This is a genomic window from Kitasatospora sp. NBC_01560, from assembly GCF_045208415.1.
GTDB lineage: Bacteria > Actinomycetota > Actinomycetes > Streptomycetales > Streptomycetaceae > Kitasatospora.
In genome coordinates, this window is record NZ_CP109364.1 from 2498558 (window position 1) to 2515619 (window position 17062).

The 17062-nt window shown below is 73.5% G+C and carries 15 protein-coding genes; 6 read left to right on the forward strand and 9 right to left on the reverse strand.

Annotated elements, in window-relative coordinates; all coding sequences use genetic code 11:
- Positions 1-4 precede the first annotated feature (4 nt).
- Both OH807_RS10465 and OH807_RS10470 read left to right on the forward strand, forming a co-directional pair.
- Positions 5-382, forward strand: coding sequence for a YrdB family protein (locus OH807_RS10465; RefSeq protein WP_406196746.1), 378 nt, complete (start codon positions 5-7; stop codon positions 380-382).
- Between the two features lie 175 nt (positions 383-557).
- Positions 558-2930, forward strand: a complete 2373-nt coding sequence (locus OH807_RS10470; RefSeq protein WP_406196748.1) for an immune inhibitor A domain-containing protein — start codon at positions 558-560, stop codon at positions 2928-2930.
- Positions 2931-3467: 537 nt separating this feature from the next.
- Here OH807_RS10470 and OH807_RS10475 read toward each other — a convergent pair.
- From OH807_RS10475 to OH807_RS10495, 5 genes are read right to left on the reverse strand one after another with little or no spacing between them, the layout of a single operon-like run.
- Positions 3468-4493 (reverse strand): ABC transporter ATP-binding protein, encoded by a 1026-nt coding sequence (locus OH807_RS10475; protein WP_406196750.1) that lies wholly within the window; start codon positions 4491-4493, stop codon positions 3468-3470.
- Positions 4490-5488, reverse strand: a complete 999-nt coding sequence (locus OH807_RS10480) for an ABC transporter ATP-binding protein (RefSeq protein ID WP_406196753.1) — start codon at positions 5486-5488, stop codon at positions 4490-4492. The genes OH807_RS10475 and OH807_RS10480 overlap by 4 nt, the downstream gene beginning before the upstream one ends.
- Positions 5488-6474: an ABC transporter permease gene (locus OH807_RS10485; protein ID WP_406196756.1), complete on the reverse strand. Its 987-nt coding sequence runs from the start codon at positions 6472-6474 to the stop codon at positions 5488-5490. The genes OH807_RS10480 and OH807_RS10485 overlap by 1 nt, the downstream gene beginning before the upstream one ends.
- On the reverse strand, positions 6471-7430 hold the full coding sequence (locus OH807_RS10490; RefSeq protein ID WP_406196759.1) for an ABC transporter permease: 960 nt from the start codon (positions 7428-7430) through the stop codon (positions 6471-6473). Before OH807_RS10490 ends, OH807_RS10485 begins: the two co-directional genes overlap by 4 nt.
- A gap of 13 nt (positions 7431-7443) precedes the next feature.
- Positions 7444-9195: an ABC transporter substrate-binding protein gene (locus OH807_RS10495; protein ID WP_406196761.1), complete on the reverse strand. Its 1752-nt coding sequence runs from the start codon at positions 9193-9195 to the stop codon at positions 7444-7446.
- A gap of 284 nt (positions 9196-9479) precedes the next feature.
- On the opposite strand from OH807_RS10495, the gene OH807_RS10500 reads away from it, so the two are divergent.
- Both OH807_RS10500 and OH807_RS10505 read left to right on the forward strand, forming a co-directional pair.
- Positions 9480-10883, forward strand: a complete 1404-nt coding sequence (locus OH807_RS10500) for an aminopeptidase P family protein (RefSeq protein WP_406210872.1) — start codon at positions 9480-9482, stop codon at positions 10881-10883.
- A 160-nt stretch (positions 10884-11043) separates the two neighbouring features.
- Positions 11044-11445 carry a MerR family transcriptional regulator gene (locus OH807_RS10505; protein WP_406196764.1) on the forward strand — a complete coding sequence of 134 codons (402 nt, stop codon included), beginning with the start codon at positions 11044-11046 and terminating at the stop codon, positions 11443-11445.
- Here the strand turns inward: OH807_RS10505 and OH807_RS10510 are convergent.
- From OH807_RS10510 to OH807_RS10520, 3 genes are all read right to left on the reverse strand, one after another.
- Positions 11414-12445 carry a nitronate monooxygenase gene (locus tag OH807_RS10510; RefSeq protein ID WP_406196766.1) on the reverse strand — a complete coding sequence of 344 codons (1032 nt, stop codon included), beginning with the start codon at positions 12443-12445 and terminating at the stop codon, positions 11414-11416. The genes OH807_RS10505 and OH807_RS10510 overlap by 32 nt on opposite strands.
- A gap of 107 nt (positions 12446-12552) precedes the next feature.
- A complete protein-coding gene (locus OH807_RS10515) occupies positions 12553-13200 on the reverse strand; it encodes a response regulator (protein ID WP_406196769.1) in 648 nt (215 codons plus the stop codon).
- Positions 13197-14411 carry a sensor histidine kinase gene (locus tag OH807_RS10520; RefSeq protein ID WP_406196771.1) on the reverse strand — a complete coding sequence of 405 codons (1215 nt, stop codon included), beginning with the start codon at positions 14409-14411 and terminating at the stop codon, positions 13197-13199. The genes OH807_RS10515 and OH807_RS10520 overlap by 4 nt, the downstream gene beginning before the upstream one ends.
- Positions 14412-14578: 167 nt before the next feature.
- On the opposite strand from OH807_RS10520, the gene OH807_RS10525 reads away from it, so the two are divergent.
- Together OH807_RS10525 and OH807_RS10530 are read left to right on the forward strand one after the other, a co-directional pair.
- Complete coding sequence (locus OH807_RS10525; protein ID WP_406196773.1) at positions 14579-15655, forward strand: ABC transporter permease; 1077 nt, start codon at positions 14579-14581, stop codon at positions 15653-15655.
- On the forward strand, positions 15652-16332 hold the full coding sequence (locus OH807_RS10530; RefSeq protein ID WP_406196774.1) for an ABC transporter ATP-binding protein: 681 nt from the start codon (positions 15652-15654) through the stop codon (positions 16330-16332). Before OH807_RS10525 ends, OH807_RS10530 begins: the two co-directional genes overlap by 4 nt.
- 70 nt (positions 16333-16402) lie before the next feature.
- On the opposite strand, the gene OH807_RS10535 is transcribed toward OH807_RS10530, so the two are convergent.
- Positions 16403-16999: a Uma2 family endonuclease gene (locus OH807_RS10535; RefSeq protein ID WP_406196777.1), complete on the reverse strand. Its 597-nt coding sequence runs from the start codon at positions 16997-16999 to the stop codon at positions 16403-16405.
- Positions 17000-17062: the final 63 nt, after the last annotated feature.

Genomic DNA, 17062 nt, shown 5'->3' on the forward strand with positions numbered 1-17062 from the left:
ACGGATGAGGATCAGCAGACCGGGCCCGGTCTCGCAGCGGCAGTGGACCCCGGTGACGGCGGTCAACGGCGGGCTCGCCTTCGCCCTGGAGCTGGGGCTGCTGGCGGCGCTCTGCTACTGGGGCTTCACCACCGGCTCCAGCCCGCTCACCAGGACGCTGCTCGGGGTGGGGGCGCCGGCGCTGGCCGCCCTGACCTGGGGGCTGTTCCTGGCCGCGGGCGGGCCGACCGTCCGGCTGCCGCTGGCCGCGGAGATCACCCTCAAGCTGGTGGTCTTCGCGGTCGGCGCAGTGGCCCTGCACGCCGCCGGCCGGCCCGCCCTGGGGCTGGTCCTCGGCGGGCTGGCGCTGGTCAGCGTGGCGGTGGAGTACACCGCGGGCTGAACCCCGGGCCGGCGACGGCCCGCTCCGCACCGGCCGCTCCCCCACGAGGGGAGCGGCCGGCCGTCTTTGGGGCCCCACATCTTCCGTGTGACCCATGACATGTGAAATATTACCTGCGCTCCCCACCCGACGGTCGTCCCTCCGACCACCCCATCGTCCGGAAAGGACCGGTCAGTTGCGCAGACTGTCCGCGACACTCGCGGCCGCGCTCACCACGAGCGCGATAGCGGCCACCCTCCTCGGCTCCCCAGCCCAGGCCGCCACCCCCTCGCCCGCCACCACCAAGGCCGTCACCGCCCAGGCCGCCGAGGACGGCGGCGCCGAGGCCCCGCCCGGCCCGCTCGCCCCGCAGGAGCGCGAGCGCCAGTCGCTCCGCACCAAGGCGCTGGAGCAGCTCAACAAGGGCGCCGTGGCGAAGACCGCCGACCAGCGGGCGCCCGGCAAGGTGAAGATCGGCAACGACTACGTCCAGCTCGCGCAGCAGCGCAAGGACAAGGTCTTCGTCATCCTCGCCCAGTTCGGCGACGAGGTGGACAACACCACCCAGTACAACGGCCAGCCCCGCTACGGCGGGACGCCCGGCCCGCAGCACAACACCGTCCCGAAGCCCGGCAGGAGCGACAACCACACGCTCTGGACCAAGGACTTCGACCGCGGCTACTACCAGCAGATGTTCTTCGACGACACGCCCGGTGCGGTCTCGATGCGCAACTACTACCGCACCCAGTCCTCCGGCCGGTACGACGTCGACGGCACCGTCAGCGACTGGGTCACCCTGCCGTACAACGAGGCGCGCTACGGCAGCAACAAGGGCCCGCAGGGCTCCGGCGCCTGGACACAGGGGCAGGAGTTCATCCGGGACGCGGTCAAGGCCTGGTACGACGGCGAGATCGCCAAGGGCCGCACGGTCGCCGACGTCAAGGCCGAGCTGGCCCAGTACGACGTCTACGACCGCTACGACCACGACAAGGACGGCGACTTCGACCAGCCCGACGGCTACCTCGACAACGTGATCGTGGTGCACGCCGGCGTCGACGAGACGTGGGGCGGCGGCGCACAGGGCGCCGACGCGCTGTGGGCGCACCGAAGCTGGACCTTCCCGGACCCGACCGGCCAGACCGGCCCGGTGGGCAACAAGATCGGCGGAGCGCCCGTCGGCGACACCGGGCTCTACGTCTACGACTACGTGCAGGGCGGCGAGAACAGCGGAGTCGGCCTGTTCTCCCACGAGTTCGGGCACAACCTCGGCCTGCCCGACCTGTACAGCACCAGCGGCGGCGACAACAGCGTCAACTTCTGGTCACTGATGTCCTCCGGCTCGTACCTGGGCAAGGGCAAGAACACCACCGGCGGCTACCCCGGTGACCTCGACGCCTGGAGCAAGCTGCAGTTCGGCTGGCTCAACTACGACGAGGCGCAGGCCGCCACCCGCTCCAGCCACGCCCTCGGCGTCAGCGGCTACAACACCGACCAGGCCCAGGCCGTCCTGGTGCACCTGCCGGACGGCACCACCAGCACCGACCTGACCGACCCCTACCAGGGCGCCAGGCACTGGTGGAGCGACACCGGCGACAACCTGGACAACTCGCTGGCCCGGACGGTCGACCTGCGCACAGTGAGCGGCCCGGTCACCCTGACCGCCGCCGCCTGGTACGACATCGAGCAGGACTACGACTTCCTGAGTGTCGAGGCCTCCACCGACGACGGCCGCAGCTGGAAGCCGCTCGGCGGCACCGTCGACGGCACGCCGATCGGCAACACCACCGCCAACACCCCGGGGCTGAGCGGCACTTCGGGCACCTACCGGCAGCTGTCGATCCCGCTCGACGCGTACGCCGGACAGCAGGTGCGCGTGCGGATCCACGTCACCTCGGACGGCAACACCCACGGCCGGGGCGTCCTGGTCGACGCCGTCCGGATCGCCGCCGGTTCCACCGAGCTGTTCACCGACGGCGCCGAGAACGGTGCCAACGGCTGGACCCCCACCGGGTTCACCGTCGTCACCGGCCGCACCGCGGTCAAGCAGCACCCGCGCGCCTACCTGGTGGAGAACCGCCGCTACGCCGGCTACGGCGCCTTCCTGAAGACCGGCCCGTACAACTTCGGCTACAGCGGCATCGACGGCAAGAAGGACATCGTCGACAACTACCCGTACCAGGAAGGCGTGCTGGTCTGGCTCTGGGACACCGGCTACGGCGACAACAACACCAAGGACCACCCGGGCGGCGGCCTGATCCTGCCGATCGACGCGCACCCGACGCCGATCCGGTTCGCCGACGGCTCCCTGGTCAACGGCCGCGCGCAGACCTTCGACGCGACCTTCTCGCTGAAGCCGACCACCGCCTTCACCCTGCACAAGGGCGGCGTCCCGGCCCGGATCGGCGCCGAGCCTGCCGTCCCGGCCTTCAACGACCGCACCGGCGTGTACAGCGACCCGGCCACCCCGCAGCTCGGGGTCAAGGTGCCGGACACCAACACGAAGATCGAGGTGGTGCGCGAGGCCCAGGGCGGCCGGATCACCACCGTGCGGGTGGGCCCGGCCTCCTGAGGCCCGCCCGACCGCACCACGACGGCCCCGGCCCCGGATTCTTCCGGGGACGGGGCCGTCCCGCGTTCCCGCCCTCCCGCGTACCCGCCGGGCCGGGTCTCCCCGCGGTGCCCGGTCACGGGCCGCGGCCCCAGCAGCGGGGACGCGGGCACAGCAGGCACGGGCACAGCAGGCACGGGCACAGCAGGCACGGGCACAGCAGGCACCGGCACAGCAGGCACCGGCACAGCAGGCACCGGCGCGAGCACAGCGGACGCGGGCAGGAACGCAGGCAGAGACGCGGCCCCGGCCACCACCGCCGGCCGGTCCCCCTCCCCCGCCGCCACACACGCCGCCACACGCGCCGAAGGCCCGCCTCCCAGGTGAGTGCACCTGGGAGGCGGGCCTTCGGTCCGTGGAACCCGGTCGGGCGCGGCCCTCGTAAGGCTCCCCGCCGCGCCCGACCGGGGGTCGGTGGGAGGGTCCGCGGACGGACCCTCGATGGTGCCGTACCGCCCCGCGTGGGGGAGGCAGGACGGTACGGCCGTCCGTGGCCGGCTAGTTCTCGGGGAAGTGGCAGGCCGCCTCGCGGCTGCCGGGGCCGGCGATCTGCAGCAGCGGCCGTTCCGTCCGGCAGATCTCCTGCGCCTTCGGGCAGCGCGGGTGGAAGCTGCAGCCGGACGGCGGGTTGGCCGGGCTCGGCGGGTCGCCGAGCAGCACGATCCGCTCGCGGGCCCGTTCGGCCGCCGGGTCCGGCAGCGGTACGGCAGAGAGCAGCGCCCGGGTGTAGGGGTGGGCCGGGTTGGCGTACACCTCCTCCTTGGCACCGATCTCGACGATCCGGCCGAGGTACATCACCGCGACGCGGTCGCAGACCCGCTTGACCACCGAGAGGTCGTGCGCGATGAAGACGTACGCCAGGCCGAGTTCGTCCTGGAGCCGCTCCATCAGGTTGACCACCTGCGCCTGGATCGAGACGTCCAGCGCGGAGACCGGTTCGTCGGCGACGACCAGCCGGGGCGAGGTGGCGAGCGAGCGGGCGATGCCGATCCGCTGCGCCTGGCCCCCGGAGAACTCGTGCGGGTAGCGGTCCAGGTGCTCGGGGATCAGCCCGACGAGCTCCATCAGCTCGGCGGCGCGCTTGCGGGCGTCGGCCGCCCCGGCGCCCTGGACCAGCAGCGGTTCGGAGATGATCCGGGCCACCGTCTGGCGCGGGTTGAGCGAGGAGTACGGGTCCTGGAAGACCATCTGCAGGTCCCGCCGGTGCGGGCGCAGCGCGGCCTGCGAGAGGCCGCCGATCTCGGTGCCGTCGAAGGTGACGGTGCCCGAGGTCGGGTCGATCAGCCGGACGATCATCCGCCCGGTGGTGGACTTGCCGCAGCCGGACTCGCCGACCAGGCCGAGCGTCTCCCCCTTGGCGACGTCGAAGCCCACCCCGTCGACGGCCCGGATCGGGGCGCCGGCCCGGCCGCTGCGGCTGCGCCTGCCGGGGAAGGTCTTCACGAGGTCCCGGACGGACAGCAGCGGTTCGGCGGGGCGCGGCCCGGCGGCCGACGACTGGGCGGGCAGCGGTCGGTCGGTCATGAGCGGGCTCCCAGTGGCACCAGCGGCAGGTGGCAGGCGGCCTGGTGGCCGGGGGCGAGCGGGCCGAACGCGGGGCGTTCGGCCACGCAGCGGGCGTGCTCCTCGGCGGTGGCGGCGGTGGTGCGGGCGCAGCGCGGGGCGAAGGAGCAGCCGGGGGCGGGGGCGATCAGCGACGGCGGACTGCCCGGGATGGCGCGCAGCGGGGCGTCGTCGGTGTCGTCCAGCCGGGGCAGCGAGTCGAGCAGCCCGCGGGTGTACGGGTGGGCGGGGGCGCTGAACAGCCGCTCCACCGGGGCCTGTTCGGCGGCCCGGCCGCCGTACATCACGAGCACCTCGTGGGCGACCCGGGCGACGACGCCGAGGTCATGGGTGATCATGACGACGCCGAGGCCGCGGTCCTGCTGGATGCGGGCGATCAGGTCGAGGATCTGGGCCTGGACGGTGACGTCGAGGGCGGTGGTCGGCTCGTCGGCGATCAGCAGGTCCGGCTCGCAGGCGAGGGCCATCGCGATCATCACGCGCTGGCGCATGCCGCCGGAGAACTGGTGCGGGTACTCGTCCACCCGGCGGGCGGGCTCGGGGATGCCGACCTCGCCCAGCATCTCCACGGCCCGCGCGCGGCCGGCCTTGCGGGAGGCCTTGAAGTGCACCCGGTAGTGCTCGGCGATCTGCTCGCCGACGGTGTAGAAGGGGTGCAGGCTGGAGAGCGGGTCCTGGAAGATCATGGCGATCCGCCGGCCCCGGACGGTGCCCAGCTGCCGCTCCCCCAGCCCGTTCAGCTCCTGCCCGGCCAGCCGGATCGAGCCGTTGACGGCGGCGCCGCGGTGCAGGCCCATCACGGCCAGCGAGGTGACGGACTTGCCGCTGCCGGACTCCCCGACCAGGCCGAGGGTCTGCCCGGCCGCGACGGTGAAGGAGATGCCGTCGACGGCCCGGACGGTGCCGCGCGGGGTGTCGAAGGAGACTGCGAGATCCTCGACCTCCAACAGTGCCATCAGTACCTCACTCTCGGGTCGACCACCGCGTAGAGCAGGTCGACCAGCAGGTTCGCCGCGACGATGAAGAAGGCCGCGAGCAGGGTGACGCCGAGGATGACCGGCTGGTCGGAGCGGATCAGCCCGTCGTAGAAGAGCCGGCCGACGCCGGGCAGGCCGAAGATGGACTCGGTGATGACGGCGCCCGCGAGCAGGCCGCCGAGGTCGATGCCGAAGATGGTCAGGATGGGGGTCATCCCGGAGCGCAGCCCGTGCTTGACCGTCACGGTCAGGGCGGGCAGGCCCTTGGCGCGGGCGGTGCGGATGTACGGCTCGGCCATCGTCTCGATCATCGAGTTGCGGCTCTGCCGGGCGTACATGGCCGCGTACAGCAGGGCCAGCGCGATCCAGGGGAGCAGCAGGTTGGACGCCCAGCCGAACGGGTCGTCGGTGAGCGCGTGGTACGACGGGTAGGGCAGCAGGCCGGCCGTCCGCACGACGCCCCAGATCAGCATGATCGAGGTGAAGTAGACCGGCAGCGAGGCGGTGCCGACCGACATCACCATCAGGGTCTTGTCGGTGAGGCTGCCCTTGCGCAGGGCCGAGGTGACGCCGGCGCCGAGGCCGAGGACCAGCCAGAGCAGCGCCGCGCCGAAGGCGAGCGACACGGAGACCGGCAGGCGGTCGGTGAGCAGGTCCCAGACCGGCAGCCCGTACTCGTAGGAGTAGCCCAGGCAGGGGAAGCCGCAGTGCACGGCGCTGGGGCCGCTGCCGTAGTCGCGGCCGGCGACGATGCCGGCCAGGTAGCTGCCGAACTGGTCCCAGACCGGCTTGTCCAGGCCCATCGCCGCCTTGACGGCGTCGAGCCGCTCGGGGCTGCACGTCTTGCCGCAGGCGGCCGCGGCCGGGTCGTTGGGCAGCAGGTAGAAGATGGTGAAGGTGATGGCGCAGATCGCGAGCAGGATGCCCGTGACGCCGATCAGCCGGCGACCGAGGTAGATGATCACGACCGGCCTCCCCGGGGGTCGAGGATGTCGCGCAGCGCGTCACCGAGCAGGGTGAACGCGAGCACCGCGATGAAGAGGAAGACCGTCGGGATGAGGAAGTACGTCGGATCGGTCTCGTAGTGCAGGATGCTCTCCGCGATCATCTGCCCCCAGGACGCGGTGGGCGGGCGGACGCCGACGCCGAGGTAGCTGAGGGCGGCCTCGGTGGCGATCATGCCGGGGATCAGCAGCGTGGTGTAGGCGATGATCGGGCCGGAGACGTTCGGCAGGATCTCCCGGGTGAGGATGCGCCAGGAGCGGGCGCCGCCGACCTTGGCCGCCTCGACGTACTCGCGGTGCTTGAGCGAGAGGGTCTGGCCGCGCACCACGCGGGCGATGCCGGGCCAGCCGAACAGGCCGATCACCAGGGTCATCAGCAGGATCCGGTTGACGTCCTTGGCCACCGACATCATCGCGATCATGAAGATCAGCGAGGGGAAGGACATCGTGAGGTCCATCAGCCGGGAGAGCGCCGCGTCGGCGCGGCCGCCGAAGTAGCCGGCCACGATCCCGGCCAGGGTGCCGACGACCACGACCAGCGCGGTCGCGGTGAACGCGATCAGCAGCGAGACCTGCCCGCCGTGCAGGACGCGGGCGAACAGGTCGCGGCCCGAGCCGGGTTCGACGCCGAGCCAGTGCCGGCTGCCGATCCCGCCGAAGTCGCCGATCGGCGTGCCGCCCATGTAGGGGTCGACGGCGCGCTTGTCGAACTCCTCGGGGGTCCAGCCGCCGAGCGAGCTCAGCGGGTCGGCGAGGGCGGCCGCCAGGACGAGCACGGCGACGGTGATCAGGCCGAACCGGGCCGATCCCTTGGCCCACAGCTGGTCCCAGACCAGCCGCCAGGGCCCTCGCCCGGTGGCCTTCGCGGGGCCCGCCGCCGTGTCCTCCACGGCGGCGGGCTCAGTGATTGAACTCATCGGTGACGGTCCCTCAGCCCTGGCTCTTCGCGGGGTCCTTGAGGCCGATCACAGCCATGTCGATCATTCCGGCGTAGCCGGAGTTGCCGAACGCGCCGGCCACGTTGGTGCCGACCAGCAGCGGGCGGCGCTGCCACATCAGCGGAACGGCCGGGGCCTTCTTCATCAGGTCCTCGTCGAGCTGCGCCCAGGCCTTGTTGGCCTCGGCGACGTCCGTCATGGCCGCGATCTGGTCCATCCGGTCCATCGTGGCCTGGTCCCGGAACTGGCTGTAGTTGCCCTGGTTGCCCTTCTCCTTGATGGTGCGGCCGTCGAAGAGGAAGGGCAGGAAGGTGGCGGCGGACGGGTAGTCCGGGCACCAGCCGTTGATGGTCAGGTCGGGGGCGTTCTTGGTGTCGCCGACGGTGTCGGCGAAGGCGGACGCGTCCACCGTGTTGACGGTGACCTGGATGCCGGCCTTGGCCAGCGACTGCTGGAGCGCCTCGCCGCGGCTCTTGTCGCCGATGGAGACGGTGAGCGTGACCTTGAGGTCGCTCTTGCCGGCCGACTTCAGCATCTCCTTGGCCTTCTCCGGGTCACCGGCGGCCGGGATCTTCAGCGGGTCGGCCTTGGCGCCGGCGGTCAGCGCGGGCGGCAGGAAGGAGGTCGCGACGTCGGCCATCGCCGGGCCGCCGAACGCGGTGACCTGGGCCTCGCGGTCGACGGCGTACATCATCGCCTCGCGCACCTTCGGGTCGTCGAAGGGCGCCTTGGCGGTGTTCAGGTACAGCATGTCGGTGCAGCCGGTCCGCTCGGCCACCATGCGGGCCTTGACGTCCGCCTTGGGCATCACCTTGGAGACGGACTCGTGCTGCATCCACGGCATCTCGACGGTGGAGGCGTCCGCGCCGTCGCTGGCGATGATCCGGTCGTCCGCCTGGCCGCCCTTGAGGCCCTGGGTGACCACGATCTTGTCCGGGTAGGCCTTGCGGACCGAGTCGGAGGCCTGGTCCCAGTTGGTGTTGCGGACGAGCACGAGCTGCTTGCCGCGGTCGTAGGAGGCGATCTTGTACGGCCCGGAGGAGAACGGCCGCGCGTCGTACTGGGTGCCCTTCTCCTGCGACTGCGGCACCGGGGAGAAGGTCGGCAGGGTGGCGGTGTACGAGAACTCGGCGACCGGGCGCTTCAGGCGGAAGACGATGGTCTTGTCGTCCGGCGTCTCGATGCTCGACAGGTGCTCGCCGGTCAGCGGGCCCTTGTAGTTCTCGCCGCCGGCCAGGTACTGCACGGCGTAGTCGGGGCCGCCGGTGAGGTCCGGCGAGAAGGACCGCTCGACGTTGTACTTGATGTCGGCGGACTTGATCGGGCTGCCGTCCTCGTACTTCAGACCGTCGCGGAGGGTGAAGGTCCAGGTCTTGCCCCCGTCGGAGGACTTGCCGAGGTCGGTGGCGAGGTCCGGGACGATCTCGCTGCCGGCGGCGCCCGGCTCGGCCTTGAAGGTGACCAGGGTGCGGTAGATCAGGCGGGTGCCGAAGTCCATGTGCGGCAGCACCCAGTTGCGGGCCGGGTCGAGGTGGGCGAAGTCCTGGTTGGTCAGGACGGTCAGGGTGCCGCCCTTGACCGGGGTGCCGCCGACGATCTCGCCGGACGCCGCGCCCGGGTCCTTGGTGCTGCCGGCGGCGGCGCCGCCACCGGTGTCGCTCTTGTCGTTGTTGCAGGCCCCGAGGCCGAGGGTCAGTGTGGCTGCGATGGCCGCCGCGAGGGCGGCGTGGGTGCGCCTGGTCATGTGCAACTCCGCAGTGGGGGCCCGAGGGGTGGGCCGTGGTCGGCCCCGGGGCTGGTCCGGGGCCGGGCCGGGAGGGCGACCTCAGGGGGTCTAGCCGCTCCACGGTGTGACCCGTAACATAGTAATGTGAAATTGCACTGCACAAGAGGTGGCGCGACCCGTTACCGAGCTGTGTCCGTGCGGCCCGCCAGCCCCGTTTAGGAGAAACCCCGGTGACCCTTCGTCAGACCGGTCTCAACACCGGCAGCCACGACCTGCCCGTCTCGCCCGCCCTCAACGCCTTCATGGGCACCGCCTGGGCCCCCACCCCGCTGCCCGCCGACGACCGCGTCCCCGGCTACGCCGTCCTCCCCGGCCGCCGCGCCCGGCTCTCCGCCGCGTTCCCCGGCGAGCGCCTGATCGTCCCGGCCGGCCGCCTCAAGGTCCGCAGCAACGACGTCGACTTCCGCTTCCGCCCGCACAGCGCCTACGCCTGGCTGACCGGCCTCACCGGCGAGGACCAGGTCGGCCACCTCCTCGTCCTCGAACCCACCGGGCCCGAGGGCCACGAGCCCGTCCTCTACCTGCGCCCGCGCTCCCCCCGCGGCGGCGACCCGGTCCGCGGCGCCGAGTTCTTCCGGGACCGCCGCTACGGCGAGTTCTGGGTCGGCCGCCGCCCCGACCTCGACGAGGCCGCCCGGCTCACCGGCGTCCGCGTCGAACACCTCGACGAGGTGGAGAAGCTGCTCACCGGCCCGCAGCCGGTCACCCGCATCCTCGCCGGCGCCGACCCCGAGCTCGACGCCGCCACCGGCCGCCCCGGCTCCGCCGCCCTCGGTGAGGCCGACGGCACCTTCGCCGCCGTCCTCTCCGAGCTGCGCCTGGTCAAGGACACCTGGGAGGTCGAGCAGCTCCAACTCTCCGTCGACCACACCGTGCTGGGCTTCGAGGACGTCGTCCGCGCACTGCCCGCCGCCTTCCGCCACCACCGCGGCGAGCGCTGGATCGAGGGCGTCTTCAACCTGCGCGCCCGCGCCGAGGGCAACGGCATCGGCTACGAGACCATCGCCGCCTCCGGCGCGCACGCCTGCGTGCTGCACTGGATCCGCAACGACGGCCCGCTCGACAACTCGCAGCTGCTGCTGCTCGACGCCGGCGTCGAGACCGACACCCTCTACACCGCGGACATCACCCGCACACTCCCGCTCTCCGGCACCTTCAGCCCCGTCCAGCGGCAGGCCTACGAGCTGGTCCTCGCCGCACAGGACGCCGGCATCGCCGCGCTGCGCCCCGGCGCCCGCTTCCGCGACTTCCACCAGGCCGCCGCGCGCGTCATCGCCGAGGGCCTCGCCGACTGGGGCGTCCTGCGGGTCTCCGCCGAGGAGGCGCTCGCCGACGACAGCGGCCTCTACCGCCGCTACACCCTCTGCGGCACCGGCCACATGCTCGGCCTCGACGTCCACGACTGCGCCCAGGCCCGCGCCGAGACGTACCTGGACGGCGTCCTGGAGGAGGGCCACGTCCTCACCGTCGAGCCCGGCCTCTACCTCCAGCCCGACGACGAGACCCTCCCGCTCGAACTGCGCGGCCTCGGCATCCGCGTCGAGGACGACCTCGTCATCACCTCCGACGGCGCCCGGCTGATGTCCGGCGCCCTCCCCCGCACCGTCCCGGCGATCGAAGCCTGGATGGCCGACCTCCTCGGCTGACCCCGCCGTGCAGCACCGGCAGGGGGCGCGGGCGGCCTCGACCGTCCGATCCCCTTGCCGCGCGCTGGCCTCCGCATCGCGGACGGATCGCGTCCGGGGGACGACAGTTCCCGCTCCCCGCGCCCACGGCGCGCGCCGGCGCAGTGGGATGATCACCGGCATGAGTGCATCCGGCAGTGAGCTGCTGACGCCCGCGGAGACGGTCGAGCGGTCCGGGTTCAGCCTGGACACCCTGCGGTACTACGAGCGGATCGGGCTGCTGGACCGCGTACGGCGCGGGCGGACCGGGCAGCGGCAGTTCGGCCGGAACGACCTCGCCCGGCTCGCGATGCTGCGCTCCCTGCGGGACACCGGGATGCCGATCGCGGGCATGCTCCGGTTCGCCGAGCTGACCCGCGGCGGCGAGGCGACGGTGGCCGAGCGGCTCGCCGTGCTGGAGGAGCACGACGCGCTGGTGGAGGAGCAGCTCGCCCACCTGCGGCGTCAGCAGCAGCACATCCGCGCGAAGATCGGCCACTTCCGGGCCGCTCTCAGCGACGCGCCTGCGCCCACAGCTCCTTGACGAGATCGGCGGCCGGGCCCGGCCGGGCCGCCCGGTGGCCGGTGCCGGCCCACAGGTGCATCGCCGACGTGTCCGCCCGTGCGGTCGCCGCCGCGCGCAGCGGCTGGGTGAGGTGGTGCACCTCGGGGTAGGCGGGCGGCGCGAACGGCTCGTACCGGTCGATGAACGCGTTGCGCAGACCGCGCGCCGGGCGTCCGGTGAAGGCGCGGGTCACCACCGTCTCCGGGAGCTCGGTCAGCGCCGCCCGGTGCGGCGCCGAGGCCCCGGACTCGTCCGCCCGCAGCAGCGCCGTCCCCAGCTGGACGGCCACCGCCCCGGCCCGCAGCGCGGCGGCGATCGCCGCGCCGTCGGCCAGGCCGCCCGCCGCGATCAGCGGCAGCGCCGTCACCGCCCGCACCGCGGCGAGCAGTTCGAGCAGCGGCAGCTCCCCCGGGCGGTCCGTCACCGCGTGCGTGGCCCGGTGCCCGCCCGCCTCCGGGCCCTGCACGCAGAGCGCGTCCATCCCGGCGGCCGCCGCACGGCGCGCCTCGTCGGGCGAGGTCACGGTGCCCACCTGGAAGGAGCCGGCCGCCCGCAGCGCCCGCGCCTCCTCGGGGGCGGGCAGGCCGAAGGTGTACGAGACCACGGGGACGGGCTCCGGCAGGGCCAGCAGCGCGGCGATCTTGGCGTCCCAGTCGTCCCGGTCCGGCGGGACGCTCTCCGGCAGCCGCACACCCCACCGCTCGGCCTCCGGCAGCAGCTGCGCCCGGTACCCGGCGACGGCCTGCGGGTCGCCCGGTGCGGCGGGCACGAAGAGGTTCACGCCGAACGGACGGTCCGTCAGCTCACGCACCTGCGCGATCTGTTCGACCGTCGCGGCGGCGCTGCGGTACCCGGCGGCGAGGAATCCCAGCCCGCCGGCCCCGTTGACCGCGGCCACCAGCTGCGGGGTGGTCGCCCCACCGGCCATGGGTGCGCCGAGGACGGGGACGGCGAGTTCGTCGAGCCGGACGGCGGCCATTGCGGGTTCCTCCACTCCACGGAACGGTTCGGGCCGCTCCACCCTACGCCCGGGTGTGCGGCGGCCGCGGCCGGGTACCGCGCCCCCGGCCGGCCCGCGGGGCGGCCTCACACCCCCCGCCGGATCAGCCCCCGCCCGCGCGCCTCGCGCACCGCCGCCGTGCGCGAATCCACGCCCAGCTTCGTGTAGATGTGCACCAGATGGGACTTCACCGTGGCCTGGCTCAGGTGCAGCCGCTGGCTGATCTGCTGGTTGGTGAGGCCGTCGGCGACCAGCCCCAGCACCTCCGTCTCGCGCGCGCTGAGCGCGGCCGCGGGCGTGCGCATCCGCTCCAGCAGCCGGTCGGCGACGGTGGCCGCCAGCGCGGTGCGCCCGGCGGCCGCCGAGCGGACGGCCCGGGCGAGCTCCTCCGGCGGCGCGTCCTTGAGCAGGTACCCGGTGGCCCCGGCCTCCAGGGCCGGGAGGGTGTCGGCGTCGGTGTCGTAGGTGGTGACGACGAGCACCCGCGGCGCCCCCGGCCGGGCGGTGATCGCCGCGGTGGCCTGGGCGCCGGTCATCGCCGATCCCGGCCCGAACTGGAGGTCCATCAGCACCACGTCGAGCGCCAGCTCCTCGGCCAGCTGCACCGCGCGTTCGGCGGTCGCCGCCTCGGCGACGATCTCGAAGTCCGGCTCGCCCTCCAGGACGGCCCGCAGCCCGGCCCGGACGACGGGGTGGTCGTCGGCCAGCAGCAGGCGGATCGCACCGTCGGTCACGAAGGCTCCTCGGTCGCGGGGACGGGCACCGGCAGGAGGACGGCGAGGGCCGTCCCCTCCCCCGGCGCGGACTCCACGGTGAAGGTACCGCCGAGTGCCCGCGCCCTGGCCCGCATCGACGGCAGCCCGAAGCCGCCCTCCCGGCCGGCGGCGCCCGCGGCGACCGCGGCCGGGTCGAAGCCCGTCCCGTCGTCGAACACGTCGAGCGCCACCTCGCTCTCCATGTAGCTGAGCGTGACGTCGGCGTGCGAGGCCTCCGCGTGCCGCACCGCGTTGCCCAGCGCCGACTGCGCGATCCGCAGCAGCGCCACTTCCTGCGGCACCGCCAGCGGCACCGGCTCCCCGGAGACGGTCAGCCGGACGGCCAGCCCGCTGTGCGCCGTGGTGGTGGTGCAGAGCCGCTCCAGCGCGACGGGCAGCGAGACGCCCTCCAGGTCCGCCGGGGCGAGTGCGCGGACGAAGCGGCGGGCCTCGGCCAGGTTGTCCTGGGCGGCCTGCCGGGCCTGTTCGACGTAGCCGGCGGCGGTGCCGGTCCGGTCGGGCAGTGCCCGCTGGGCGGCGCGCAGCAGCAGCTGGATGCTGGAGAGGCTCTGCGCGAGGGTGTCGTGGATCTCCCGGGCGAGCCGCTCGCGCTCGGCCAGCACGCCGGCGGTGTGGTGGGCGGCGGCGAGGTCGGCGCGGGCGGCGGTCAGTTCGTCGATGAGCCGGCGCCGCTCCTCGCTCTCCCGGTAGAGCGCCTGGTAGCCGAGCACGGTGGCGGTGGCGACGGCCGCGCCGAGCGCGGGCCCGATCGCACCGGCGACGCCGAAGGTCGCCTGGTGCCAGGACCAGCCGGCGATCGCCGCCGCGGCGGTGAGCCCGACGGCCACCAGCCCGGTCCGGCGGCCGAGCAGGTGCAGCTCCAGGAAGTACAGCGGGAACGCCAGCCAGACGCCGTCCTGGGTGGCGACGAGCAGGCCGACCCAGGTGACGCCGAGCAGGGCCAGCCAGAGCGCGGCGGCCCGGCGGGACCGGCGCACCGCGCCGACCAGCGGCCCGGCGGCGTAGACGGCGGCCGTCGCGGTCGCGGCGGCGGTGACCGCGGCCGGGTCGCCGTCCCGGCCGGCGAGGGCCCGCGCGACGGCGAGCGCGAGCAGGCCCGCCACCAGCAGGTGCAGGCAGACCTGGAGTACGCGGGCGACGGGGGTGGTGCGGGATCGTTCGGTCGCCATCCGTCCAGCCTAGGGTCCGCGGCGACGCCGGGGCATCAATCAAAAGGTTGAACTCCGCTTCTGCCCTTCGATGCCCGGGATCCAATCTCCGGTGCGATGCGGGAGCGGCCCCTCTGCGGCGACTGTGGTGAGGGTCCGCACCACACCCCGCAGAGGAAGGCTCACCCGTGTTCGTCGCCTGGAGGGATCTGGGGTTCGCCAAGGGGCGGTTCGCCCTGATGGGGACCGTCATCGTGCTGATCACCGTCCTGGTCGGCCTGCTCTCCGGACTCACCGCCGGGCTCGGCCGGCAGAACACCTCCGCCATCACCGGGCTGCCCGCCGACCGGCTGGTCTTCTCCAAGCCCGCCGACGGCCAGAAGCTCTCCTTCACCGACTCCCAGGTCTCCCCGGAGCAGTGGACCGGCTGGGCGAAGCAGCCGGGGGTCACCACCGCCCAGCCGCTCGGCATCACCACCACGAAGGCCGCCGCCGGGCAGCGCACCGCCGCCCTCTCCGCCTTCGGCGTCCCGGACGGCTCCGGCCTCGCCCCGCAGGGCTCCCTGCTGGCGCCCGGGCAGGCGGTGCTCTCCGAGACCGCCGCCGCGGACCTCGGCGGCCTGCACCCCGGCGCCGGCTTCACCCTGGCGGGGCATCCGCTGCAGGTCGCGGCGGTGGCCGGCGACGCCTCGTACAGCCACACGCCGGTCGTCTGGACCAGCCTCGCCGACTGGCAGCAGATCGCCCCGGGTGGGGCCGGCCACGCCACCGTGATCGCACTGACCACGGCCCCCGGCGCGGACCTCGCCGCCGCCGACGCCCGCTTCGCCACCGAGACCCTCGGCCGGACGGACGCCCTCGCCGCGATCGGCTCCTACACCTCGGAGAACGGCTCGTTGCAGCTGATGCGCGGCTTCCTGTTCGCGATCTCGGCGCTGGTGATCGGCGCCTTCTTCACCGTCTGGACGATCCAGCGCAGCGGCGACGTCGCGGTGCTCAAGGCGCTCGGCGCGTCCACCAACTACCTGCTCCGGGACGCGCTCGGCCAGGCTGTGCTGCTGCTGGTCCTCGGCACGGCCGTGGGCACCGCCCTCGCGGTCGGTGCCGGGGCGCTGCTCGGCTCGGCGGTGCCGTTCGTGCTGGACGCGCCGACCGTCCTCCTGCCGGCCGCCGTGATGATCGCGCTCGGCGCGGTCGGCGCCGCCCTGTCCATCCGCCGGATCACCTCCGTCGACCCGCTGACCGCTCTGGGGAGCGCCCGATGACCCTGCACCTCGACCGCGTCACGCTGACCTACCCGGACGGCGACGGCCGGCTGACCGCCCTGGACGAGGTCTCGCTCACCGTCCCCAAGGGCTCGATCACGGCGGTGGTCGGGCCGTCCGGCTCGGGCAAGTCGAGCCTGCTGGCCGTGGCCGCGACGCTGATCACGCCCGACTCCGGCCGGGTGGTCGTGGACGGCGTCGGGACCGCCGGGCTGGACCGCGCCGGGCTCACCGCGCTGCGCCGGCACCGGATCGGCATCGTCTTCCAGCAGGCCAACCTGCTGCCCTCGCTGACCGCCGCCGAGCAGCTCCAGGTGATGGCCCATCTCGACGGCCGCTCCCCGCGCGCCGCCCGGCCCCGGGCGCTGGAGCTGCTGACCGCCGTCGGCCTGCGCGACCGGGCCGACCGCCGCCCGCACCAGCTCTCCGGCGGCGAGCGTCAGCGCGTCAACATCGCCCGCGCGCTGATGAACGACCCGACGGTGCTGCTGATCGACGAGCCCACCAGCGCGCTGGACCACGAGCGCGGGGCCGCCGTCCTCGACCTGATCACCGAGCTGACCCACCGCCGCGCCACCGCGACCGTCCTGGTCACCCACGACCGCACGCACCTCACCGCGGTCGACCAGGTGGCCGAGGTCCACGACGGGAGGCTCACGGTGCCGGCGGCGGCGTGAGCCGCAGCTGCGCGGTCAGCCGGTGCTGCGCGGTGAGCCGGTGCTGCGCGGTGAGCCAGTGCGCCGTGAGCTACTTCTTCACCGCGAGCACGTCGTCCGCCAGGAGCGTCACCGACGCCCCGATCGACCCCGGCAGGGTGAACGACTGCCCCGGGTGGTGGACGGCGTGCACCCGGTACTCGCCGTCCTGCGGATCGGTGAGCACCATGACCCGCCGGTTCGTCCGGTCCACGATCACGTACACGGGCACCCCGGCCGAGGCGTAGGCGGCCGGCTCGGCCTTCAGGTCGTCGCTGAGGTTGGAGGAGGTCACCTCCAGCACGAGACGGAACACCGCCGGGTCGTAGCAGTTGTACTCGACCAGGTGGTCGTCGGCGCCCGCATCGAGAATCGCCAGGTCGGGAACCGCGTAGTCGGACGGACCGTCCGGCAGCCGGATGCCGACGTTCTGGAAGACCTCGGCCTCCTCCTCGTTCAGCCCGGCGGCGAACAGCTGCCGCATGAGCCTGCTGAGCGATCGGCCGTGCTGCATGTTCCGCGGCGGCGTCACGGTGATCCGGCTCCCGATGATCTCGACCCGGTGGCCGGCGAACTGCTCGGAGATCACTTCGGCGACTTCGAGCAGCGTCGGCTGCCCCGTGGGTTCTTCCACTGCTGCGGCGGACATGGAATTCCTCCTGGCTGCCGATGTCGAGAACATCGTCGTAGAACCCGGCCGCGGTCGGGCGCC